This window comes from Streptomyces sp. NPDC096136 (assembly GCF_044763325.1).
Classification (GTDB): Bacteria; Actinomycetota; Actinomycetes; order Streptomycetales; family Streptomycetaceae; genus Streptomyces.
Genome location: NZ_JBIWFZ010000035.1, coordinates 15,599 through 38,992, shown reverse-complemented (window position 1 = coordinate 38,992; position 23,394 = coordinate 15,599). Strand labels below are relative to the sequence as shown.

The following is a 23,394-nucleotide window of genomic DNA, read 5'->3' as shown; positions in this document are numbered from 1 at the left end:
GGGCGCGGGCCGGGGGGTACGGTTACGGGCGGTACCGGGAGGCTTCGGTTCGGTACGGTGCGGACCCCCCGCCGGACCCCCGCCCCTGCGCCGTCCGCCTCCGGGCTTCGGGACACTCCTCGGCGAGCAGCCGTGCCATCGGGACGAGTGCGGCGCGGCCGTCGATGCGCAGCTTGCGGTAGGCCTGGGTGAGGTGCTTCTCGACCGCCCGGGCGCTGACCTCCAGCCGTTCGGCGATGGCCCGGTTGGAGGTGCCGCCGGCGGCCAGTGCGGCCACGCGGCGTTCGGTACGGGTCAGCGCGGCGACCGCGTCCGCGCCCCGGGACCCGGCGATGGTGTGCAGCGCCCGGCCGGCCCGGTCGGCGATCCAGGGCGCCCCGCAGGCCAGGCCCTGCTCCCGGGCCCGGGTCAGCCGGTGCTCGGCCTCGGCCTCCCGGCCGACGGCCAGCAGCCGTCTGCCGAGGAGCAGGGAGGTGCGGGCCTGTTCGAGGACGTGGGCGGTCCGTTCCAGGGTGGCCGCGGACTCGCGCAGCAGGGCGAGTCCCCGTTCTCCCCCGGTGATCGCGCCCCGGCCGCGCTGGGCGCGGCCGATGGCCACCGGGCTTCCCCAGCTCACGGCGCGCGCGTACTCCTCGTCCATCAGGTCGTGGGCCTGGCCGGGGCGGCCCGTGCGGTAGTGGAGCGCGGAGACCCAGGAGCGCCAGGGCGCGACGGCCGGGTTGCGCCAGTGGGCGCGTTCGGCCGTGCGGCCCCAGTCGAGGTAGCAGCCGAGGGCGGTCGGCAGGTCGTGGCGCAGGGCGGCGGCCGTGCCCCGGATGAGCAGCCGCAGGGAGGGCAGGTGGCCGTGCGCGGCGTCCGGCGCGGAGCCGGACAGCAGCCGTTCGCACAGGGCGGTGTCCCGGGCTTCCAGGGCGGCCAGGACGACGGCGGCCAGGGTACGGAGCGTGGCCCAGCCGGTGGCGTCCAGGTCGAGGGCCTCCGCGGCGTGGGTGCGGGCCAGTGCCAGGTCCCCCCGGGCCAGGGCGAGGTGGGCCAGCTCGACGGCGATCAGGGCGCGCGGGACGGTGGCCCGGTCGCGGCGGGCCCGGTCGTAGGCGGTGTGCAGCCAGGGGCCGATCGTACCGAGGGAGTCGGCGGCGACCAGGACGTCGGTCAGCAGGGGCAGGGCGGTGTGGACGTGGTCCGGGGTGGCCGGCTCGTGCTGGAGCAGCCGCTCGGCGAGGGGCACGGCCTCGGCGGCGGTGACCCGTTGGGCCAGGACGGCCCCGTGCAGCAGGACGGTGACCCGTTCGCGGTCCGCGGCGCTGTCCAGGCAGGGGACGGGGCCCAGGGCCCGCAGCCGGTCCGCGGAGGCTGCCAGTTCGGCCGGCGCGGCCACGGCGGCGTGCCGGAGCCGGGCCTCCAGCCGCAGGGCGCTGCGGCGGGCGGTGCCGGTGAGGCCGACCGCGTCCCCCAGCCCGGCGGCCGTCGCGGAGACGGTGTCAAGGACGGCGGGCGGGCAGTCGTCGAGGAGGAACGGAGGTATCCGGCCCGCCACCCGGGCGCGGCGGGCCGGGTCCGGGAGGAGGAGCAGGGCCTGGGTGAAGTGGCGCAGCGCCGCTCTGGGGGCGAAGTCCCGCTCGACGGTGGCGAGTTCCACGAGGAGCTCGGCGCGGGCGGGCCCGTCGGGCGGACTGAGCAGCAGGGCGCGGCGCAGGTGGCGGGCGGCGGCCTCCGGATCCGCGCGGCGCAGGGCGGCGGTGGCGGCGGCCCGCAGGACCTCCTGCGCCCAGGGCTCCCCGCAGGAGGAGACGGCGAGCAGCTGTGCGGCGGCCCGCTCGGCGGGGTGGCCGCCCTGGTGCAGCAGGAGGGCGGCGCGCAGCCGCACGTCCTCGGCCTCGGCGGGGTCCATCGCCTCCTCCACGGCGTCCGCGACGACCGGGTGGACGAACCGGGGTACGGGGTCCTCCGCCAGCAGGCCGAGCCGGCGCAGCGCCCGTACCGCCTCGGCGCGGCCGGTGGCGTCGAGGCCGGCGAGCCGGGCGGCGGGGTCCTCCCCGGGCTCGGCGTCCTCCGCGTCGGCCGCTCCGGGGGCACCCGCGTCCGCGGTGCCCCGGGCGGGGCCGGTGCCCCGTGCGGGGCCGGTGCCCCGTGCGGGGCCGGTGCCCCGGGCAGAGCCGGCGCCCCCGTCGGGGCCGGTGTCCCGGGCGGGGCCGGTGCCCCCGTCGGGGCCGGTGCCCCGGGCGGGGCCGGTGTCCCGGGCGGAGCCGGCGCCCCGGGCAAGGCCGGTGCCCCCGTCGGGGCCGGTGTCCCGGGCAAGGCCGGTGCCCCCGTCGAAACCGGCGCCCCGGGCAAGGCCGGTGCCCCCGTCGGGGCCGGTGTCCCGGGCAAGGCCGGTGCCCCCGTCGGGGCCGGTGTCCCGGGCGTCCGCGGCCGCCCAGGTGTCCTCGCCGAGCACGGCGAGGGCCTTCGCGAAGCGCCACACCGGCGGCCGCTGGCCGCGCAGGACCACCGCGAGGCGTTCGCGCAGGCCGTCGGGCCGGATCCCGCGGATCACCCGTGCGTCGGGCAGCCGTCCCCCGCGGTCCTGCGCCCCGGCGGCGGTCAGGGCGTCGAGCGTGGCCGTGAGCAGCAGGGGGTGACCGCCCGTCGCCTCCTGGCAGGCGCGGGCGCAATCCTGGTCCACGGGCCGGCCCAGGCGGGCGGCGACGAGGTCGGCCGTGGCCCCGATGGACAGCGGGCGCAGCCGCAGGACGGCGGCGGCGCGACCCGTGAGGTGGTGCAGGCGGGGTTCGTCCTCGCCGGGGTCCCCTTCGCGCAGGGCGGCGACCAGGGTGACGCGCATCCGGGGCAGCCGTCCGGCCAGCCGCGCGAGCCAGCGCAGCGAGGGGGCGTCGGCCCACTGGAGGTCGTCCACCAGCAGGAGCAGGGGTTTGCGGTCGGCGTGTCCGGCGACCAGGGCGAGCAGCTCGGCGTCCTGCCCCGAGCCGTCGGGGGCGTCGGCGGGGTCCTCGGGCGGGGTGACGGCGCCGCCGTCGGCGGGGAGGAGCGGGGTCAGCAGCTGGCTGAGCACGCCGAAGCCGAAGGCCTGTTCGTGCGGGGATCCGCTGGCGGTGAGGACGCGGACGCCCCGGCGTTCGGCGAGATCCGGCAGGGCCCTGAGCAGGGCGGTCTTGCCCATGCCGATGCCCCCGGTCACGACCGTCAGGGACCCGCCTCCGGCTCCGCGGCCGGTGGCGTCCAACGCCGCCGTGATCAGGTCGAGTTCCTGCTGCCGGTGGAGCAGGTGCGTCATATCGGTTCCTCCGTCGCTGTTCGTTCCAGTGCCGCGGCCAGCTGGGGTCGCCCTCGGATGCCGAGCTTCCGGTAGGCCTTCGTCAGGTGTTGTTCGACCGTGCGGGGGGTGACGGCGAGTTCCCCGGCGATGGCCCGGTTGGGCAGGCCGCCGGCGGCGAGCGCCGCGACCCGGGACTCGGCGTCGGTCAGCAGGGCGGCCGCCGCTCCCGGAGCCGGAGCCGCGCCGCGCCGGGGGCTCTGCGGGCCGCCGTGCGCCGGGGCGGGCCGCGGCCGTTCGGGCCGCGCGCCGAGGTCCGCGTCCGGTGCCGGATGCCCGGCCCCTGCCGGTCCCCCTGCCGCTCCCCCTTCCGGTGCACCCGGGTCCGGTACGGGGCCGGCCGCGGACCGGTCGTCGTCCAGCAGGGTGTCGACGGTGAGGTGGCCCGAGAAGGGGGCCGTGCCGAGGGCCACCAGCGCCTGCCGGTACTGCCAGCCGGCCGCGCGCCCCCGGGCCCGCGCCGCCGCACCGGGTGCGCCGGCTCCGCCGGGGCGCGGGGCCAGCGCCGTGGCCAGTGCGACGGGCGAGCCCCAGAGCAGGGCCCGGCGGCGCTCCTCGGCCAGCAGCCGCACCGCCAGGGGGTCCTCGGGGTCGCGGGTCCGCGCGGCCGCCGAACGCCAGGGCAGCAGGGCGGGGTTGACCGCCTGCCGGGCCAGCAGCCGGCGCCCGCACTCCAGCAGGTCGGCGAGGGCCCCGTCCGGCTCGCCGGCCGCGAGCCGGACCCGTCCGCGCGCGTAGAGGAGGTAGGCCCAGGCCAGGCCTCCCTCGGCGGCGGGCGGGAGCCGGGTCTCCAGGATCCGCGCGGCGGCGTCCGCGTCCCCCCGGCGCAGGTCCAGCAGGGCCCGCAGGGCGAGGGGGCCGGGCGCCATGAGGGGGTGCCAGAGGCGGCCCGGCATGACCTCCTCGCACCGGTCCAGTGCCTCGGAGGCGGCCGCGTCCCGTCCGCCCCACAGCTCGGCGAGGCAGGTGACGAGCAGGGCCGCACCGGCCACCGGCCGGGCGTCCCGCCGTCCGGCGCACACCAGGATCCCGTCGAGCGCGCCGCGGGCCTCCTCCGTGTCCCCGCTCAGGACGAGCGCGTACGCCGCGGCGGTCCGGACGGCCGGCGGCACGTGCGTTCGGGCCTCCGGTGCCAGGGCGGCCCGGGCGAGCGCGCGGGCGCGCGTGATGTCCAGGCCCCGCTGCGCGGTCCGCCAGGCGGCCACGGCGGCCTCGGCGGCCTGCTGCGGCCGGGCGGGCCAGGCGTCGGGCAGCGGCGGCCCGCAGCCCTCCTCCGGGTCGGGACGGCCGTGTTCGGCCATCCAGTGCAGGGCCCTCAGCGCGGAGTGCTCGGCGGTGCCCGGCTCCGCGTCGGCGGCGGCCCGGGCGATACGGGCGGCGGGGGTGAGGACGTCACCGCGGGCCACGAGGAGTTCGGCCGCGCGGAGCCGGGCCCGGACCGTGCCGGGGTCGGCGGGCGCGGACGGGTCCGCGCCCGCCGGGGGGTCCAGGGCGCGGTACAGGTGGCGGCTCGCGGCCTCGGGCGAGGCGGGGAGCGTGGCGGTGCCCAGTTCGGTGAGCAGCCGGACCCGCAGGGCCTGCGGCACCGGCTCGCGCAGGGCCCGCTCCAGCAGCCGGGCGGCCCGGGCGTGGCGGCCGGCCGCCCGGTGCTCCGCGGCCCGGCGGCGCAGCGCCGCCACGGCCCAGGGGGCGCCGATCCGGCCGGCGCCCAGCAGCATCCGGGCCACGGCGCGGTCGGGCAGGGCCGCCCGGTGGGCCCAGGCGGCGGCCCGGGCGTGGAGGTCCTCCCGCTGCCCGGTGTCGAGGTCGGCCAGTACGGCCCGGGCCGCGGCCCCACTGCGCAGGGCGGGGCGGGGGCCGTCGGCGAGCAGGCCGGTGCCGGACAGCAGGGTCAGGGCCCGGGCGGTGCCCGGGGTGCCGGGGCCGGCGGCCAGCGCGTCGATCAGGCCCGGGGTGCAGTCGGGGCCGGCGACCGCGATCGCCCGCAGTACGCCGAGGAGTTCCGCGGGCAGCAGGGGAAGGGTGCGCACGGTGCGTTCCCTGACGGCTTCGGCCGTGCTCTCCGCGAGGTGGTCGAGGTGGCCGGTCCGGGGGGTCCAGCCGTGCCGGGTGAACCGGGCGACGACCGAGCGCAGGAGGGCGGGGTTGCCGTCGAGGCACCGGGCGGCCTCCTGGTGGAAGGCCGCGTCGATGCCGTCGGGCCAGGCGGCGTCGAGGACCCGGCGGACGGCTGCGGTGGACAGCGGGGGCAGGTCGAGGGCGTACCGGGCCACGGAGCGCCCGTCGGCCAGCGGGCAGGGCTCGATCCGGTCGTGGGGGTCCGGCCGGGCGGCGCTGTTGCGGGAGGTGAGCAGCATCAGCGGCACCCCGGCCTGCCGCCGGGCCAGTGCCTGGAGCAGGCGCAGTGACGGGGGGTCGGCCCACTGGGTGTCGTCGACGACGAGCAGCAGGGGGTGGCTGCGGGCGGCGGCCAGGAAGGGGCCGCAGAGGTCGGCGGGCGGGCGGGCCCGTACGCCGCCGGGCCGTGCGGGGCCGGGCGGGAGGTCCGGTGCGGCGGTCCCGGGGAGCAGCTGGGCGTGGAGCTGGGCGGCGATCCCGTGGTGCAGGCAGGTCTCCGCGGGCGAGGCGGCCGCGGCGGCGACCCGTACGCCGGCCTCCTCGGCGAGGGCCGCCGCATGGTCCAGCAGCGTGCTGCGTCCGATGCCGGGCGGCCCCTGGACCGCGACGACCGCGGGCCGGCCCCGCCGCAGGTCGGCCAGCAGGCCGCGCAGCAGCCGGTCCTCGGTGTCCCGTCCGATGGGCACCGCCGGGCAGCCCGGGCCGGGGTGCGGGCCGGGCGGGCCCGCCGCGGGGCCGGGCGGGGCGGCTGTCGTCCGTGGCATGGCTGTCCGTCCTCCTGGGTGTCGTGTCGGTGGGTCTCCCCCGCCGGCCCCGTGCGGCGCTCCGCGGGGGCCGGCGGGCCCTGCGCCCTCCGGTCGGGCGGCGGGCCCGGGCGGCGGCCGTGCGCCCCCGTCCGGGAACGGTCCCGGACGCGCCGTCAGAGCCCGTCGCCGAAGCCCCCCGCCGCCGAACTCCCTCCCGCCCCGCGGCGACGGGCGCGTGCTCCCGGCGCGCCGGGCGTACGGCCTCGTGGCCGCGTACGCGGTCGTGCGGCCGGTGCGGCGGGAGTGCGTGCCCGGGGGCACCTCCCAGCGGTGGCCGGGAGAGCGTCGCGGGGCGGGCGGGATTGCGGCGACGGTCCCCAGGCCGTGTCGTTCGGATCGGGCCGGACCCCCCGGCGTCCGGCACCGCGGGCTGATCCGGCCTGATCCGAAGGACACGGCTCAGGGCGTGGCCGACACGCCGTCGGCCGGGTGGGGCACGGTGGAGCGGACGGCGGGGCGGGCGCGGGAGCCGAGGCCGTGCGGCAGGTCGCCGCGGCCCCGGACGTCGAGCTTGCGGTAGACGTTGGTCAGGTGCATCTCCACCGTGCGCGGGGTGATGAACAGCGCCTCGGCGATCTTCTTGTTGCTGTGGCCGCGCTGGGCCAGGGTGGCGATCCGGCGCTCGCTGGGGGTCAGCGAGTCCACGGGGGCCGCGGCCAGCTGCGGCATCCGTCCGCCCGCGGTGACCAGCGTGTGGCGGGCGGTGGCGGTCAGTGCGTGGGAGCCGCAGCGGGTGGCGTGTTCGATGGCCTGGCGCAGGTGGCCGCGCGCCCCCCGGGCGTCGCCGAGGGCGAGCAGCTCGCGGCCCAGCTTGTACTCGGCCCTGGCCAGTTCCAGCCGGGCCGGCGAGGCGGCCAGCGTCTCCACCGCCTCGGCCAGCAGCTCCGTCCGGTCCCGGCCCCCGACGACGGAGGCCGCCGCGACCAGGCCCAGCCCCAGGGCGCGCGGGGTGCCCCAGCTGCGGGTCCGCTCCAGGGCCTCCTCGACGAGCCCGGCGGCCTCGGCGCCGCGGCCCAGCCGGCCCAGCGTGGTGGCGGTCGGCAGCCACCAGGGGGCGAGGACCGGGTTGGCGATGCCCGCCTCCTCCTGGCTGCGCCCGCACCGGCGCCACAGTGCGAGTGCCCCTTCGAGGTCGCCCCGCTCCCGGCGGACCTCCCCGGAGGTGTACAGGAAGAGGTGCCGTTCCCAGACACTGCGGTCCAGGTGGCGCGCGGTACGGGCCAGTCCGTCGAGCACGGCGCCGGCCCGGGCGGCCTCTCCCTGGGAGAGCAGGACGGAGCTCAGTGCGAGGTGGGCGAGGGGCGGTGCCCCGGCCGGGCCGGTGATCTCGGTCGCGGCCCGGGCGTCGCGCGCCGCGGCGGCGACGTCGCCGATGCCGTGCAGGATCAGGGAACGGCCGGCGAGCGCGGCGCGCCGGGGCCACAGCGGGGGGTGCTCCTGGGCCGGCGACAGCGCGCGGTCCAGGGCGGCGAGGGCTTCGTCCACGCAGTCGGCGAGCGCGAGGACGGCGGAGGAGCAGAACACCCCCCAGCCGGCGGTGCCGGGTTCGTCGGCGCGCAAGGCCTGGCGGGCGAGGGCGGAGGCCCGGGCCGCCGATCCGCCGTCCAGGGCGGCGAAGGCGCTGAGCGCCGCGAGCAGACGCCGGTCGGCCGGGCCGTGCCCGGTCGGTACGGGCAGGGCGGCGGCCCGGGCCCGGGCGGCGGGCAGCGCCGTCCGGTCGTTGACGGCGGTGGCCAGCAGGGCGGATTCGACGGTCGTGCGCAGGTCCCGGTCGGCGGGGCCGGCACCGTCGGCCGCGGGGCAGGCCAGGCCGTCCAGCACCTGCTCCAGTAGCCGCAGGCCTTCGGGGGCCCGGCGGGTGCCGAGCGCCATCATGGCGTACTGCACCGCCACGGGGGCCTGTCCGCGCGCGTCGGGGGTGAGGGCCAGGGCCCGGCGCAGGTGCCAGAGGGCGTGGGCGGGGGTGACGACGGTACGGCTGGCGGCGCGGGCCAGTTCCACGTGGAGCCCGCCGCGTTCGGCGTCGGTGAGGGCGCGGCCGGCCTCGCCGCGCAGCCAGCGCCCGGCGGCCCTGACGGTCGCCCGGGTGGGGGCCTCGGCGGCGGCGTCGCGCAGGACCGCGAACATCCACGGTTCGTCGATCCGGTCCAGCGGGGCGAGCTGCTCGGCGACCTCCGGGGCGGGCCGGCCGGCGTCGCTGAGGACCCGGGCGGCCCGGATCCGCAGGTCCCGCAGGTCGGGTGCGGGCAGGCCGGCGAGGACCCCGGCGCGGACGCCCTCGCTCATGTGCGGCGGGGAGCCCGGTTCCACGGCCTCGATCCGGCGCAGCGCCGTCAGCGCGCCCTCCACGGCCCGGACGTCCAGTCCGCAGAGCGCCGCGAGCAGGTCGGGAGCGGCCCGGCCGAGGACCGCGAGGGCGGTGGCCACCTGCCGGGCGCGGGACGGGCCGGCGGCCAGCAGCTCGGGCACCCGTGAGGCCCGCACGCACTGGTGGACGGCGTCCAGCCGGTGGACGGCGTCCGCGACGGGCGGGATGCCGAGGGCGTGCAGGGCGGTGAGCATCCGGTCCAGGAGCAGCGGGTTGCCGCCGGTGAGCTCGGCGCAGCGCCGGACGAACCGCTCGTCCGCCGGCCTGCCGTGGATCCGGGCCGCGAGGTGCGCGATGGCGGGGGCGGCGAGCGGGGAGGGTTCCAGCAGGGTGCAGCGGCCCCGGGCGAGGATCTCGGCGAGTACGGGGGTTCCGGGGCCGGGGGCGTCGGTGCGCTGCGCGAGGACCAGGAGCAGGGGCCGGGCGGCGGCGTGGCGCAGGATGAACTCGGCCGAGCGCAGGGAGGCTTCGTCGCACCACTGGGCGTCGTCGACCACCAGGGCCAGGGGGCCGGCGGCGAGCAGGTCGAGGGCCCGGTGGTGGACGTGCCGGTCGTGGCAGAGGTCGCGGAGCCCGGTGGCGGGGGGCGGGGAACCGGGCCCGGGCGGCAGCAGGGTGTCCACCGCACGGGTGCGGGCCGGGCCGTCCTGCGGGGCGGCGGCATGGCGCACGGCCCAGCCGCCGGCCTCCAGGTGCCGCCGCGCGAGGGTCAGCAGCCGGGTCCTGCCGATTCCGGCGGGGCCCCTGACGAGGACGGCCCGCGCGGTGCCCGTACGGGCCTCGGCGGCGTGGCGCAGCAAGGTTTCGAGTTCAGGGGTGGGGACGTCCGGGGTCGGCACCGGGCCCCGCGCCATTCCAGCGGTGAACACCACTGCATTTCCCTCTTCCTTCGTGGAACCGCCTCTGGTCATCCGGCGATACGACGCCGGAATGTCCCTGCGTGACCAAGATCGTAAGGGATGTGCCGTCGGAACTTGCGGACGATCAGCTCGATTTGAGCCAGAATGGACTGGACCTTGGCCGGGGCACATGCCACCGCGAGCCGCCTGCCGGCGGAGAAGCGCACGGATTTCAGCCTTTCCTTGCACCCGAATTCCCTTATCCCCGCGGTGCGCAGGGCGCGGGGCAGGGGTCCGCCGGAACGGTTCAGCCGATATTCGGCCATCAATTCCCGTTTCCCCGGGCTGGGTTATCGTGCCGGGACAGGAGTTGGCCGCCGAACCCACCGGAGTGTCGCGTGCTGTCCCACCTGGAGCCGTCCCGCCCGCCGTCATGCCCGCCACCGGGATGGCCGCCCGCACCCTGGCCGGGGCCCCGCTCCCGGCCGGCCGGGGACTCGCTGGACCTGTGGCTCTTCCACGTCCCGGACGCGGGGCTGCGCTCCGTCGTCCTCGACCGGTCCCCGCTGGACGCGCAGGAGCGCGCCCGGGTCGCCGCCTTCGTGTACCCCCTCGACCGGAGCCGCTACGTGGCCGCGCACCTCGCGCTGCGCCGGGTGCTCTGCGCGTACGAGGGTGTCGCTCCCGGGGAGTTGCGCTTCGTGTCCCGGTCGTGCCCCTGCTGCGGCGGACCCCACGGGCGCCCGGCCCTGGACGGCTCCGGCGCACCGCACTTCTCCCTGTCCCACACGGGCGGACTGGTCCTGATCGGGGTCGCCGGGCGGCCGGTCGGCGTGGACGTGGAGGCGCTGCCGGCGCCGCACCGGGCGACCACCGTGGCCGAGGCCCTGCACCCCGCCGAGCAGCGGGCCATCCGCGCCGCCCAACCCGCCCTGCGGCCCGCCGTCTTCGCCCGGCTGTGGGCCCGCAAGGAGGCCTACCTCAAGGGGCTCGGCACGGGGGTGGGCCGCAATCCGAACCTGGACTACCTGGGCGACCCCGGCCTCGGGGCGCCGGCCCGGCCGCCCGGGTGGACGGTCCGGGACGTGCCGGTGGGGCCGGAGCACGCGGCGGCCGTCGCCCTGCGACGGGCGCCGGGCGCCGACCCCGGGATCACGCTCCGCACCCACTACCTCGGGGTGCTGGACGAGACCGCCGCCGACGCCCTGTCCGGCCGCTGACCCCCCGCCCGCCGGAGGCCCGGGCCGGCGCCGGGCCCGCTCCGCCGGAGCCCGACGTCAGTGCAGGCAGAGGCAGAAGGGGTGGCCGGCCGGATCCGCGTAGACCCGCCAGTTGGCGTCCGCGCGGAGCTGGTCCGTCCGTTCCAGCAGGGTCGCGCCGAGGGCGAGCGCCCGCTCCTCCTCCCCGTCGAGGTCGTCGACGTCGAAGTCGAGGTGGATCTGCTGCGGGCGCTGCCGGCCGGGCCATTCGGGCGGCCGGTGGCCGTCCACGCGCTGGAAGGCCAGCGGCGTTCCCTCGAATCCGTCCACCACGACCCACTCGGGATCGTCCGGGTCGACCACCACCCGGCCGCCGAGCAGACCTGCGTAGAACTCCGCCAGCGACACCGGATCGGCACAGTCCAGCGCGACCGCCTGCAGCTTTCGAATCACTTCCGACACCCTGTCCCTCGGACGCTCCCGTGATCACCCGTACCCGGGGGTCGTACCCATCTCCGCGGCCGCCATGCCCGGCGGAACACCGACGGCGGCCGCGAGGTGCTCGCGGAACCAGCGGTGCCCCGGATCGGCCGAGTTGCGGGGGTGCCAGGCCATTCCCAGGTCCAGGGGCTCCAGGTCCAGGGGAACGGGGAACGTCCGCAGGCCCATGGCCTCGACGGTGTCGGGGAGCCAGCCGGCGAGGCTGAGCGCGACGAGGTCGCTGTCCCGGGCGAGCATCATCGCGCTCGTGTGGCTGGGTACGACGACCGCGGTCCGGCGGCGCAGCCCGAGCTCCGCCAAGGCGCCGTCGATGGGTCCGAGGCGTTTGCCGAGCCGGGAGATGCCGATGTGGTCGGCCTCGGCGAATCGGCGGGCGTCGACCGGTCCGTCGAAGAGGGGATGGCCGCTGCGGGCGATCCCGACCAGCGGCATCCGGGCCAGCGGCCGGGTCCGGATCTCCGGGTCCAGGTGCCCGAGGACCCCCAGTTCGACGTCCACCCAGCCCTGCCGCAGCCCGGGACCTCCCTCCACCGCCTCCGGCAGGAAGACCACGTCCACCTGCGGGGCCTGCGCGTGGATCCGCTCGATCAGGCTCCCGGCCAGCCCCACCAGCAGCAGGTCGGCGGCCTGCACGGTGAAGGTGCGCTGGAGGTGCACGGCGTCGAACCCCGCGCCGGGCCGCAGCACGCTGTCACAGCTGCGCAGCAACACGCCCACCTCCTCGCGGAGTTCCACGGCGCGCGGGGTGGGGACCAGCCCCTGGCCGGCCCGGACCAGCAGCGGGTCTCCGACGGTGCGGCGCAGCCGCGCCAGGGTCCGGCTGACCGCCGCGGGCGAGGTCCCGAGGCGCTCCGCGGCGCGGGTCACGCTGTTCTCCTGGAGCAGGGCGTCCAGCACGCGCAGCAGGTTGAGATCCATCGACACACATCTCCTGAACTGCGTTCTTACGTTCACGGCAATGATTAGGTGTCAATCTTTGCATTGCTGCCCCACCCCCCGGCACCGGACAGTGGGCATGCCCGCGAAAACGCGCGGCATCCCCGTTCCGCCCCGTTCAAGGAGCCGCTGTGCAGCAGTCCCCCCGTGCCGGTCGAGAAGGCGACGTGCTCGCCGTCGTCAGCCAGAGCGGACCGACGGTCTCGTTCTTCGACGCCGCCTCCGACCGGCACCTCGGCGACGTCCTCGTCCCCGCCGAGCCGCACGAGTTGTGCTACGACCCGACGCAGCGGCTGCTGTGGTGCACGCTGACGTACCACTCGGGCTACTACCACGCGAACGGCGGCCGCCGCACCGAGCTCGCCGTCATCGATCCCGACAGCCGCCGCATCGTCGACATCGTCGACCTCGCACCGGAACACGGGCCGCACGGCCTGGCGCTGGACACGGTGCGCGGGCGGCTCTACGTCAGCGTCGAGAGCGGGGAGGACCGGCCCGGCGGCGTCGTGGTCGTCGACACCGCCTCCCGCCTGCCGCTGGGCAGGATCGACACCGACGCGCCCGGCCCGCACTGGTTCGCGATCGATCCGGCGGGGCGGACCGGCTTCGCCACCAACAAGGAGGCGCCGTTCGTGTCCGTCGTGGACCTCGAACGGGGCGTCCTCACCGCGAAGGTCGAGGTCCCGGGCAGCGAGGGGCTCGCGGTCTCCGCCGACGGCACGCACGCCTTCGTCGCCGCGCCGTACGGCAACTTCGCCGGCGGCGCCGAGGAGCGGCCGGCCACCGGGATCCGGGTCGTCGACGCCCGGACGGCGTCGGTCGTCGACACCCTCCCCACGGAGAACGTCGTCCTACCGGTCCACCTGACGTCCACGGGCAAGCTCCTCGCGGGCGAGCTGCGCATGACGGCCGAGCCGGGGGCGCAGCTCGGTCGCCACGCACCGGGCCTCCTCACGGTGTTCGACGCCGGCACCCGCAAGCGGCTGGGCGAGGTCGAGGTCGGGCTCTTCCCACTCACCATCACCTCCTCCCCCGACGGCCGGCTCGGCTACGTGTCCTGCGTCGTCTCCTCCACCGTCGACGTCGTCGACCTGGAGACGCTGGAACGCCTGGCCCGGCTGGACATCGCCAAGCTCGCCGAACCCGGCGCCCACGGCCTGGCGTACGTCCCCCGCCCCGCGTAACCGACCGGGACCGGCGGGCACGGCACGGCAGGCCGGCGCGCGCGGAACAGGCCCGCGCCCGCCGGCCTGCGGGGATCAACCCCGGGCGGCCGCTCTCGGGCGCAGGGGGACGGAAACGACGTACGGGGGCCCGGTCACGGCGGTCACCGGCGGGTGAAGCGGTCGGCGGCTCCGCCGTGGAGGCGGCCCGGCGGCAGGCGGCGGCCGAAGGTGACGAGGAGGAGGTCCTGGGCGGCTCCGTACACGGGGGCTCCGGCGCCGTAGGACCAGTCCGCGTCCTCGGCACAAAGCCGCACTCCGGTGAGGTCGACGCCGAAGAACCGCAGGCCGCCGGGTCTGACGGCGTCGAGCAGGACGGGCAGCCGGTCCTCGGGGACGCGCCGGTCGAGCCCGAGGGCGGTGGTGACGTCCAGCCCGTGGACCACGTCGTGCCCGAGGGCGGACGTGAGCCCGCCGACCGGCGGGGTCCACGGATGGTCGGCGTTGTCGCGCAGGAAGCCGCTGAGCTCGGCGGCGGAGTGGGCGGCCGCGTCCCGGCGGGCGACGCGGCCGGTCATGCGGTGCAGGTTCCCCCGGGCCTTGACCAGTTCGGCCAGGGTGGCGGGCAGGGAGAGCCGGAACCCCATGGACATGTGCGCGACGACCTCGCGGACCGACCAGCCTTCACAGAGGCTGGGCGCGTCCCACTCGTCCTCGCGCAGGCCGTCGAACAGGTCGGCCAGTCGGCGGCGTTCCGCGGCAATGACCGCCTTGAGGGCGGTCCGCCCTTCTCGGGGATCCGTCACGTTTCGCATGCGTTCCAGCCTGGCGGCAGCCGGCTCCCGTGGCCAATAGAGGGTCCTGCTGCCGTCCAGCACCAGGGGTTATGGCCCGGCGCCGGCCACCGGTCCCGGTGGGCGACTGCATCCTTCGGCCTACCGCGCTTTCGGCCCTGCGGAGGACGATCTCGCGGCGCCGCCGTAGGAGGGTTGGTCCGTGCGAACAACCATCGGATACACCGTCGAAAGCATCGGGTACGTCGTAGGGGCCCAGGGGCTCGTCGGCTTCGTCTCACAGACCTTCTTCGGCACGGAGTGGGGCTGGCTCCACAAGGTCGTCGACCTTCCGTCCGGCGCCCACCTCGGCGTCGCCGTCGTCGGGCTGGCGCTCGTCCTCGGCGGAGTGCGGACGCGGAGGGCGCCCGGGCGCCAGGAGGCCGCCTGACCGCCGGCCCGGGGCCCGGGGGTCCCGGAGACCGGGACCAACCTCCCGCGCAGGGCGGGCCGTTCGGCCCTGCGTCCGGGTGAGCGGGAATCCGTAGGCTCGTCCCATGGAAATGATCAAGAAGGTCCGGCTGGTCCCCCTCGTCTGCCTGGCTCTGGGCGGCGTGCTCGTCCCCGTGCCCGCTGCCGCCTCGGCCGCCGCCCCGGGGGGCACGTCGATGGCCCCCGCCGGGCACCGGTTCGACGCCGTCACGGACGGGCCCGTGACCTTCGAGGCCGGGCCGATCACCGTCACCTGCGCCCGTTCCTCCTCCTCGGGCAACACGGTTCCCTCCGGCTCCGCCGCGACCAATCCCGCCGGCCCGGTCTCGCTGCGGATCAGCCCGCCGGTCTTCAAGGAGTGCAGCACCGACGCGCCGGGGCTGCGCGTGGCGGTGGAGACGAACGAGGACCGCGGGCCCTGGGAGGTACGGCTCCAGTACGCGGCCGCGGGCACCACCGGGCGGCTGTCCATGCCGGCGGGCGGCTTCGTCCTGCGGACCAGCGGCCTGCTGTCCTGCGCCGTCACGGCCGCCCCCGGCTCCGCCGCCCTCCTCCCGGCCCGCTGGGACGCCGGGGCCGCCGACCCGGCCCTGGGACTGGCCGCGGCGCCCGTGCCGATCAGGCTGGAGGGCGGCTTCTTCTGCCCCGCCTCGATCACCTCGGCCACCATCTCGGCCACGTACACGGTCCACGACACCACCGATCCGGGCCGGCGCATCACGGTCGGCCCGGCCGCCTGACTCCCCCGACCGCCCGGCGGCGGGCACGGCCCGAAGACGGCGCAGGAGCGGCAGGGGCCCGGCGCCGTGAGGCTCCGGCGGCGCGTGCGCCGACCCGGCCGGCGGGCGGTGACCGTCGGGGCGGCCGGGCGTTGTGACGGCATGGACGAAGACTTCCTGGACGTGCTCCTCGACGCCACGGCCGAGACCCGCCTCAAACTGGTGACCGCGGACGAGGCGCGGGCGATCGTGGTCCTCCTCGGCGTCCTGGAGGACGCCGACTGCTCCCCGGACCAGCGCCTGGCCGCCCGGGAGATGCGCCTGCGCCTCGGGTCGCGCCTGTCTCCCCCGCAGGCTCCGCCCGCCCCCCGGGCGCTCTGAGCGAGGACAGCGGTCCGCGCGGGCGGCCGCCGGTGCATCCGCCGGGCGGCGCAGGACGGAATGCACTGCGTCAGTCGTCCTGTCCTGCCGGCACCGCCCTGCGCGTGGCCGCGGGCCGATCACCGGGAGTGGCCCATGGCCGTCGCCGTCGTCCTGTTCACGTCCGACCTGCGGGTGCACGACCACCCGCCGCTGCGCGCCGCGCTGGAGGGCGGCGGGGAGATCGTGCCGCTGTTCGTGCGCGACCCGGCCGTGGACCGGGCCGGCTTCGCCGCGCCCAACCGGCTGGCCTTCCTCGCCGACTGCCTCACCGACCTCGACGCGTCCTTGCGCAGCCGCGGCGGCCGGCTCGTCGTGCGCACGGGCGAGACGGTGGCGCAGGTGTGCCGGGCGGCGCACGAGGCGGGGGCCGTCGAGGTGCACACGGCGGCCGGGTACACGGCGTTCGCCCGGGCCCGGGAGACCCGGCTGCGGCGCGCCCTGCAGGCGCAGGGCTGTCGTCTCCTGGTCCACGAGGCGGTGAACACCGTGGTGCCTCCCGGCGCCCTCACCCCGCAGGGCTCCGACCACTTCGCGGTCTTCACCCCGTACTTCCGGCGCTGGAGCACCGAACCGCTGCGCACTCCGTGGCCCGCTCCCCCGGTGCTGCGGGTCCCGGCCCTGCTGCGGTCGCAGGACGTGCCGACGCGTTCGGCGCAGGCCGGCCTGTCGCCGGGGCTGGCCGCCGGCGGCGAGCGGGAGGGGCGCGGACTCCTGCGGTCCTGGCTGTCGCACCACGTCGGGGGGTACGAGGAGCGGCACGACGACCTGGCGGGGGACGCCACCTCCCGGCTCTCGGCCCACCTTCACTTCGGAACCGTGTCGGCGGGCGAGGCGGTGTACCGCGCGCACGGGCACGGCGGCGCCGGCGCCGCGGCGTTCATCCGCCAGCTGTGCTGGCGGGACTTCCACCAGCAGGTGCTCGCGGCCCGCCCCGACTGCGCCGGCCGGGACTACCGCACCCGCGACGACCGCTGGCGCCGGGGCCGGGAGGCCGAGGAGGACCTGCGGGCCTGGAAGGAGGGCAGGACGGGGTACCCGGTGGTCGACGCCGCCATGCGGCAGCTCGCCCACGAGGGCTGGATGCACAACCGCGGCCGGCTGATCGCCGCCTCGTTCCTGGCCAAGACGCTCTACGTGGACTGGCGCGAAGGAGCACGCCACTTCCTGGACCTGCTGGTGGACGGCGACATGGCCAACAACCAGCTCAACTGGCAATGGGTGGCCGGCACCGGAACGGACACCCGGCCCAACCGGGTCCTCAACCCGGTGCTGCAAGGCCGCCGCTACGACCCGGACGGCGCGTACGTCCGGCGCTGGGTCCCCGAGCTCGCCGGACTCGACGGCGCGGCGGTCCACGAGCCCTGGCGCCTCACCGGACTCGAACGGGCGGCCTACGACTACCCGGATCCCCTGATCGCCCTCACGGACGGGCTGGCCCGGTTCCGGCACGCCCGCGGGATCCACTGATCCGGATCCGCCGGAAGGCGGAGGGCGGAAGGAGAGGGGGGAAGGGGGAAGGGGGGAAGGGGGAAGGGGGAAGCGGGAGTTTTCGATGCACAACCGCTGCGAGTTGATAGGGCTGCCGTGGTCCCGGGAGGCTGACCCCATCGCGTCCACCGGCTCCGGAGGCACCTCCTTCCGTGCGCGGGGGACCCCCGCTCCGGCGGACGCGACCCATCGCGGACCGGAGGAGGAGGCGTCATGGCGGTACCGACGGCTCGCACCGGGAGCACCGGGAACGCCGTGAGTCCGGCCCGCCCGGCGGGTGCCCGGGCGGACGGGGCGCTCTCCGACGCGGCGATCGCCGCGCTGCTGGTCCAGGACGACGAACGCTGGCTGCCCCTCGCCCACCAGCGCTGGAGCCGCCTGGTCCACGCCCAGGCCCACCGCGCCCTGGGCGACTGGCGCGAGGCGGAGGACGTCGCCCAGCAGGTGTTCGTCGCGGCGTGGCGCGGACGGTCCGGGTTCCGCCCGGACCGCGGCACGCTGCCGGCGTGGCTCCTGGGGATCACCCGCCGCAAGACGGCGGACGCGCTGGCCGCGCGGACCCGGCGCCTGGACCTGATGGCCGCCGCGACCGCCCTCCCCCTCCCGGACGACCCGGACGCGGCCCCCGAGCGGGCGGTCGACCGGATCGTGGTCGCCCGGGAGCTCTCCCTCCTCCCCCGGCTCCAGCGCGAGGTGCTGGCCCTCGCCTACTACGCCGACCTCACCCAGGTACAAATCGCCGATCGCACCGGGATGCCGCTCGGCACCGTCAAGAGCCACGCCCGCCGGGGCATGCGCAGGCTCAGGCTCCGCGCCGCCTCCGCCGCCGGGGAATCCGGCACCGACAGCGGCCCCGTCCCGGCGGGCCGCGACACCGCATAGTCCGACGCACACCGGGCCCGGCCGCAGGCGTTCCCCGGGCCCACGACACCAGGGGGTGGAGAGGTTGGAGCGACCCGGCATCGCAGTGGTGGGAGCCGGAGTGTCCGGGCTCACGGCCGCGTACGTGCTGTCCCGCACCCACGACGTGGTCCTCTACGAGGCCGACGGGCGCCTCGGCGGCCACGCGCACACCCACCGGCTGCCGTCGGCGGGCGGCGGGACGGTCGGCGTGGACACCGGGTTCATCGTCCACAACGAGCGGACCTACCCCAGCCTGCTGCGCCTCTTCCGTGAACTGGACGTGGCCACACAGGACTCCGAGATGAGCATGTCGGTCCGCTGCGACGGCTGCGGCCTGGAGTACGCCGGTGCCCGGGGCCCGCGCGGGCTGCTCGGCGGCGGGAACCTGCTGCGCGGCCGCCACCTGCTGATGCTCGCCGACGTGCCCCGCTTCCACCGCGCCGCCCGCCGCCTGCTGGCCTGCGGCGACACGACCGCGACCCTGGGCGGCTTCCTGCGCGGCCACCGCTTCCCGCCCTACTTCGTCAGCCACTTCGCAGTCCCCCTGGTCGCGGCCGTCTGGTCCTGCGCGCCCGACACCGCCCTGCGGTACCCGGCCGCGTACCTCTTCCGCTTCCTCGACCAGCACGGCCTGCTGTCGGTCACCGGATCCCCCCGGTGGAAGACCGTGACCGGAGGTTGCGGAACCTACGTGGAGCGGGCCGCCAAACCCCTCGCCTCCGTCCGGACCTCGACGCCCGTCCGCAGGGTCGTCCGCGGAGCCGACGGCGTACGCGTGGTCACCGAGGACGGGGAGGCGTCCGCGCACGCGGCCGTCGTGATCGCCGTCCACCCCGACCAGGCCCTGCGCCTGCTGGCCGACCCCACCGAGCGGGAGCGCCGCGTCCTCGGCGCCTTCACCTACTCCCGCAACCCGACCGTGCTGCACCGGGACACCTCGCTGCTGCCCCGCGGCCGGCACGCCCGTGCCTCCTGGAACTACTGGCTCCCCTCCTGCTCGGCCCGTCCCGGCTCCGTGCAGGTCAGCTACGACATGAACCGGCTCCAGCGCCTGCCGGACGGCGAGCCGCACCTCGTCACCCTCAACCCCGGCGACCGTATCGACGAGACCACCGTCCTGGCCCGGATGACGTACGAACACCCCGTCTACACGCCCGAGTCCGTCGCGGCGCAGCGCCTGCTGCCCTCCCTGAACGACCGGGTCACCGTCTACGCGGGCGCCTACCACGGGTGGGGGTTCCACGAGGACGGCTGCCGCTCGGGCGTCGAGGCGGCCAGGTCCCTCGGGGTGACCTGGTGAGCCCCCGACCCGCCCCCGCCGCCCGGACCCGGGCGGCGTCCCGGCTTCCCGCCCTGTACGCCGTCGAGGTGCGGCACACCCGCGTGACGCCCTTCCGGTACGCGCTCGCGCACCGGACCTACCTGTGGCTGGTCGACCTGGACCGGCTCCCGGTACTGCCCCGCGCCCTGCGACCGCTCGCCCGCTTCGACCCACGGGACCACTTCGCGGGCGACGCCCCGACCCTGCGCGCCGCACTCGACGCCCACCTCGCCGCGCACGGCGTGCACGGCGCTGACGGGCAGGTGGTCATGCTGGCCCACGCGCGCGTCCTGGGACACGTCTTCAACCCGCTGACCCTGTACTGGTGCCACGACCGGGCCGGCCGCCCCGTCTGCGTCGTCGCCGAGGTCCACAACACCTACGGGCAGCGCCACTGCTACCTGCTGCGCCCCGACGGGCACGGCCGTGCCGACGTCGCCAAGGACTTCCCCGTCTCCCCGTTCTTCGGCGTCGAGGGCGGCTACCGGATGAGGCTGCCGCTGCCCGGCGACCGGCTGGACCTGACCGTCCAGCTCTGCCACGGCGACGGCTCGCGCCCCCTGACCGCGACCGTCCGCGGCACCCGCCGCCCGGCCGGAGCCGCCGGCCTGCTCGCCGCCGTCCTGCGCCACCCCTGGTCGACCCTGGGGGTGTCGCTCGGCATCCGGCGGCACGGGATCCGCCTCTACCTCAAGGGCCTTCCGGTCCTGCCCCGGCCGGCCCCCGCGGCCCATCCCGTCCAGGAGGACGCGCCGTGACCCTCACCCTGCCCCCGCCTCCCCACGACGGGAGCCGCACCGGACGCCACCTGGTCGACGCCGCCGCGTGGCCGGACGTCGCCCGCCTGCCGCGGGCCTCGGCCCTGCGGACCGCCGTCGCGCGGCGGATCGTGGAACGCTCCCTCGCCCGCCTGCCGCTGCGCGTGCGCACCCCCGGCCGCGCGCCCGTGCTCCCCGGACAGCCGCGCGCGGCGGCCGCGCCCGCCCCGGTCCTGGTGCTGCACGACCCCGCGGCGTTCCACCGCCGGATCGGCGCGGACGGGCTGATCGGCTTCGGCGAGTCCTACATGGCGGGCGAGTGGGACAGCGACGACCTGGTCGGCGTACTGACCGTCCTCGCCCTCCACGTCGACGAGCTCGCGCCCCCGGCGCTGCGCCGGCTGCGCCGCGCGTGGAACCACCGGCGGCCCGCCTCGGACCTGAACACGCCCGGCGGGGCCCGCCGCAACGTCCAGCGCCACTACGACCTGTCCAACGAGCTCTTCGCCGCCTTCCTCGACCCCACCCTCACCTACTCGTCGGCCGTGTTCGACTCCCTGCCCGCCGACGCCGGACACCTGACGGCGGCCCAGCACCGCAAGATCGACCGGCTCCTCGACCTGTGCGGGACCGGGCCGGGCACCAGCCTCCTGGAGATCGGCACCGGCTGGGGCGAACTGGCCGTCCGGGCCGCCCGGCGCGGCGCCCGCGTCCGTACCGTCACCCTCTCGCGGGAACAGCGCGACCTCGCCCTGCGGCGCGTCGCGGACGCCGGTGTCGCCGACCGGGTGCGCGTCGAGCTGTGCGACTACCGCCGGATCGACGGGGTCCACGACGCGGTCGTGAGCGTCGAGATGATCGAAGCCGTGGGCGCCGCGTACTGGCCCGCCTACTTCGGCGCCCTGCGCAGCCTGCTGGCCCCCGGCGGCCGCGCCGCGCTCCAGGCCATCACCATGCCGCACGCACGGATGATGCACACGGCCCGCACCCACACCTGGATCAGCAAGTACGTCTTCCCCGGCGGCCTCATCCCCTCCCGGGAGGCCCTCGTACGCGAGAGCGGGCGCGCCGGGCTGCGGATCGTCCAGGACAGCGGCTACGGCGACCACTACGCCGAAACGCTCCGGCTGTGGCGGGAGGGCTTCCTCCGCGAGTCCGCCGCGGTCACCGCCCTCGGCTTCGACCGGACCTTCCGCCGGATGTGGGAGTTCTACCTCGCCTACTCCGAGGCCGGCTTCCGCTCCCGCTACCTCGACGTCCGCCAGCTCGCCCTCGCACACACCGGGCCGGGGCCGGCATGACGGCCGCACACCTCCACCCGAAGGGGCCGCCGCCGTGAGCGCCGTCGACGCCGGAGCCGTCACCACCGTCCTGGCCGCGTCGGCCGCCACGGCGCTGGCCGTCATGCTGCTGACGTTCGCCGTCGCCACCGTCAAGGGCGTCCACCGGATCGTCGACACCGCCTGGGGCCTGGCCTTCGCGGCCGTGGCCGTCGTCGCCTGGTTCCTCTCGGCCCCCTACGGCGACCCCGCGCGGCGCACCGCCGTGGCCGCCGCCACCCTCGTGTGGGGGCTGCGCCTGGCGGTGCACATCGCACGCCGCGGACGCGGGCACGGGGAGGACCCGCGGTACGCCCGCATGCTCGCGCGGGCCCCGGGCAGCCCGACCCTGTACGCCCTGCGCACCGTCTACCTCCTCCAGGGCGCCCTGGTCTGGCTGGTGTCCCTGCCCGTGCAGGCGGCCGTGCTGCTGCCGCGGCCCCTGGACGCCACGGCCGTCCTGGGCCTCGTCGTGTGGGCCTGCGGGCTGTTCTTCGAAGCGGTCGGGGACCACCAGCTCGCCCGGTTCAAGGCCGATCCCGCGCACCGGGGCCGCATCATGGACCGCGGGCTGTGGGCGTGGACCCGACACCCCAACTACTTCGGCGACTTCCTCGTCTGGTGGGGCCTCTACCTCACGGCCTGTGCCACCTGGCAGACGGCGGCCGCCACCCTCGTCTCCCCGCTCGTCATGAGCGCCCTCCTCGTCAAGGGCAGCGGAAAGCGGCTGCTGGAGGCCCATATGGCGGACCGCCCGGGGTACGCCGCCTACCGGGCCCGCACCAGCGGATTCCTCCCCCGCCCTCCGCGCCGGCCGACGAGCGGCGGCCCGCGGCCGGGCCGGCCGGCGGACTGACCTCAGGGGCCCGGCGGCACGCCCCCGCCGGCGCCCGCCACGACGCCCGCGTCCCCGTAGAGCGCGGCGATGGCGTCCAGGGCCTCCCGCAGCCCGTGGGGACGCGCCATGCCCGCGGTCAGGGCCCGTACGGACCAGCCGGGGCCCGCGAGCAGGACCAGGGGCGCGGTCCGCGCCCCCTTGAGGCCGAAGGCCGTGGCCGCCATGTACCGGGCCAGGGCGGTGTCCGCGGTCGAGCGGGACTGCGACCACAGCACGACCGCCGCCGGACCCGACCGGTTCACCGCCGCGCGCAGCGCCTCCGCGGGCACGGCCGCGCCGAACATCCGCGTCGGCAGCCCCCGCTCGGCGAGCCCGGCGGCCAGGGCCTCCAGCGGCAGCGTGTGCTGCTCACCGGGCACGCAGGCCAGCAGGACGGGGGCGGCGCAGTGGGCCGAGGGGCTGGGCGCCGTGACCGCGGCCCGCCTCAGCGTGGTCGACACGTGCCAGGACAGCAGGTGCTCCACCTCGACGTAGCGGTTGTCGGTGGATTCCCATTTGCGGCCCACGGCGTGGAGCGTCGGCACCATCACCTCGTTCCAGGCGGTCACCAGCCCGTGGGTGTCCACCGCCTGCTGCAGCAGGGCCTCCATGGCGGGCCCGTCGAGCCGCACCGCCGCGCGCGCCAGCCCCCGGCACTCCTGGCGGACCTCGCCGAGGGGCAGCCCGTTGCCCGAGCCGGGCTGACGGGCCCGCCGCGGGCCGCCCGGCGGCGCCTGCGCGGCCTGCGGCTCCCGCGGTGTGCGCGGCGGATCGGGGCGGACGTCCTCGTCGAGCCTGAGGCGCACGGCCAACGCGGCGCGGGCCGCCTCGGCGGGCGGTATGCCCGACGAGGTGAGCCGGCACATCTCCTCCAGCATGGCGACGTCCTCGGGCCTCCAGCGCCGGTGCCGGCCGTCCTCGCGCACCGCGGGCCCGATCCCGTACCGCTGCTCCCAGGAGCGCACGGTGGTCGGCGAGACTCCCAGGCGCCGTGCCACGGCACCCGTCGAGACACCGAGGGCCGCTCCGGACATGCGCCCATCCTACGATGCGCGATCGATGCGAGTCCGGAAACGGC

General features: G+C 77.2%; 18 protein-coding genes. 11 read left to right on the top strand and 7 right to left on the bottom strand.

Annotation, left to right across the window (positions count from 1 at the left end; genetic code table 11):
* Positions 1–22 precede the first annotated feature (22 nt).
* From ACIRBY_RS37500 to ACIRBY_RS37490, 3 genes are all read right to left on the bottom strand, one after another.
* Complete coding sequence (locus tag ACIRBY_RS37500; RefSeq protein ID WP_403909533.1) at positions 23–3,274, bottom strand: AAA family ATPase; 3,252 nt, start codon at positions 3,272–3,274, stop codon at positions 23–25.
* Entirely contained in the window at positions 3,271–6,195 is a 2,925-nt protein-coding gene (locus ACIRBY_RS37495; protein ID WP_403909531.1) for an AAA family ATPase, read from the bottom strand. The genes ACIRBY_RS37500 and ACIRBY_RS37495 overlap by 4 nt, the downstream gene beginning before the upstream one ends.
* 441 nt (positions 6,196–6,636) lie before the next feature.
* Positions 6,637–9,474, bottom strand: coding sequence for a LuxR C-terminal-related transcriptional regulator (locus ACIRBY_RS37490; RefSeq protein WP_403909528.1), 2,838 nt, complete (start codon positions 9,472–9,474; stop codon positions 6,637–6,639).
* Positions 9,475–9,842: 368 nt separating this feature from the next.
* Here ACIRBY_RS37490 and ACIRBY_RS37485 point away from each other — a divergent pair, with 368 nt between their 5' ends.
* Positions 9,843–10,664, top strand: coding sequence for a 4'-phosphopantetheinyl transferase family protein (locus ACIRBY_RS37485; RefSeq protein WP_403909525.1), 822 nt, complete (start codon positions 9,843–9,845; stop codon positions 10,662–10,664).
* A gap of 57 nt (positions 10,665–10,721) precedes the next feature.
* Here the strand turns inward: ACIRBY_RS37485 and ACIRBY_RS37480 are convergent, their stop codons facing one another.
* Positions 10,722–11,096 (bottom strand): VOC family protein, encoded by a 375-nt coding sequence (locus tag ACIRBY_RS37480; RefSeq protein WP_403909522.1) that lies wholly within the window; start codon positions 11,094–11,096, stop codon positions 10,722–10,724.
* A 33-nt stretch (positions 11,097–11,129) separates the two neighbouring features.
* A complete protein-coding gene (locus tag ACIRBY_RS37475; RefSeq protein ID WP_403909520.1) occupies positions 11,130–12,062 on the bottom strand; it encodes a LysR family transcriptional regulator in 933 nt (310 codons plus the stop codon).
* Positions 12,063–12,211: 149 nt separating this feature from the next.
* Here ACIRBY_RS37475 and ACIRBY_RS37470 point away from each other — a divergent pair, with 149 nt between their 5' ends.
* A complete protein-coding gene (locus ACIRBY_RS37470; RefSeq protein ID WP_403909517.1) occupies positions 12,212–13,264 on the top strand; it encodes a YncE family protein in 1,053 nt (350 codons plus the stop codon).
* A gap of 143 nt (positions 13,265–13,407) precedes the next feature.
* Here ACIRBY_RS37470 and ACIRBY_RS37465 read toward each other — a convergent pair whose 3' ends face one another.
* Positions 13,408–14,058: a maleylpyruvate isomerase family mycothiol-dependent enzyme gene (locus ACIRBY_RS37465; RefSeq protein WP_403909514.1), complete on the bottom strand. Its 651-nt coding sequence runs from the start codon at positions 14,056–14,058 to the stop codon at positions 13,408–13,410.
* A gap of 181 nt (positions 14,059–14,239) precedes the next feature.
* Between ACIRBY_RS37465 and ACIRBY_RS37460 the strand changes: the two genes are divergently transcribed.
* The 9 genes from ACIRBY_RS37460 (at position 14,240) to ACIRBY_RS37420 (ending at position 22,295) form a co-directional block, all read left to right on the top strand.
* Positions 14,240–14,467: a hypothetical protein gene (locus ACIRBY_RS37460; RefSeq protein WP_403909512.1), complete on the top strand. Its 228-nt coding sequence runs from the start codon at positions 14,240–14,242 to the stop codon at positions 14,465–14,467.
* 106 nt (positions 14,468–14,573) lie between these two features.
* On the top strand, positions 14,574–15,248 hold the full coding sequence (locus ACIRBY_RS37455) for a hypothetical protein (protein ID WP_403909509.1): 675 nt from the start codon (positions 14,574–14,576) through the stop codon (positions 15,246–15,248).
* Between the two features lie 141 nt (positions 15,249–15,389).
* Positions 15,390–15,608 (top strand): hypothetical protein, encoded by a 219-nt coding sequence (locus ACIRBY_RS37450; RefSeq protein ID WP_403909507.1) that lies wholly within the window; start codon positions 15,390–15,392, stop codon positions 15,606–15,608.
* Between the two features lie 135 nt (positions 15,609–15,743).
* Complete coding sequence (locus ACIRBY_RS37445) at positions 15,744–17,117, top strand: cryptochrome/photolyase family protein (protein ID WP_403909505.1); 1,374 nt, start codon at positions 15,744–15,746, stop codon at positions 17,115–17,117.
* A gap of 234 nt (positions 17,118–17,351) precedes the next feature.
* Positions 17,352–18,020 carry an RNA polymerase sigma factor gene (locus tag ACIRBY_RS37440; protein WP_403909502.1) on the top strand — a complete coding sequence of 223 codons (669 nt, stop codon included), beginning with the start codon at positions 17,352–17,354 and terminating at the stop codon, positions 18,018–18,020.
* A 55-nt stretch (positions 18,021–18,075) separates the two neighbouring features.
* Positions 18,076–19,341 carry an NAD(P)/FAD-dependent oxidoreductase gene (locus ACIRBY_RS37435; protein ID WP_403909500.1) on the top strand — a complete coding sequence of 422 codons (1,266 nt, stop codon included), beginning with the start codon at positions 18,076–18,078 and terminating at the stop codon, positions 19,339–19,341.
* Positions 19,338–20,120 carry a DUF1365 domain-containing protein gene (locus tag ACIRBY_RS37430; protein WP_403909497.1) on the top strand — a complete coding sequence of 261 codons (783 nt, stop codon included), beginning with the start codon at positions 19,338–19,340 and terminating at the stop codon, positions 20,118–20,120. Before ACIRBY_RS37435 ends, ACIRBY_RS37430 begins: the two co-directional genes overlap by 4 nt.
* The gene (locus tag ACIRBY_RS37425) at positions 20,117–21,421 is read left to right on the top strand and encodes a class I SAM-dependent methyltransferase (RefSeq protein WP_403909494.1); all 1,305 of its coding nucleotides are present in this window, start codon (positions 20,117–20,119) and stop codon (positions 21,419–21,421) included. The genes ACIRBY_RS37430 and ACIRBY_RS37425 overlap by 4 nt, the downstream gene beginning before the upstream one ends.
* 103 nt (positions 21,422–21,524) lie before the next feature.
* Positions 21,525–22,295 carry a DUF1295 domain-containing protein gene (locus tag ACIRBY_RS37420; protein ID WP_403909545.1) on the top strand — a complete coding sequence of 257 codons (771 nt, stop codon included), beginning with the start codon at positions 21,525–21,527 and terminating at the stop codon, positions 22,293–22,295.
* A gap of 2 nt (positions 22,296–22,297) precedes the next feature.
* Here the strand turns inward: ACIRBY_RS37420 and ACIRBY_RS37415 are convergent, their stop codons facing one another.
* Positions 22,298–23,350 carry a MerR family transcriptional regulator gene (locus tag ACIRBY_RS37415; RefSeq protein ID WP_403909491.1) on the bottom strand — a complete coding sequence of 351 codons (1,053 nt, stop codon included), beginning with the start codon at positions 23,348–23,350 and terminating at the stop codon, positions 22,298–22,300.
* Positions 23,351–23,394 lie beyond the last annotated feature (44 nt).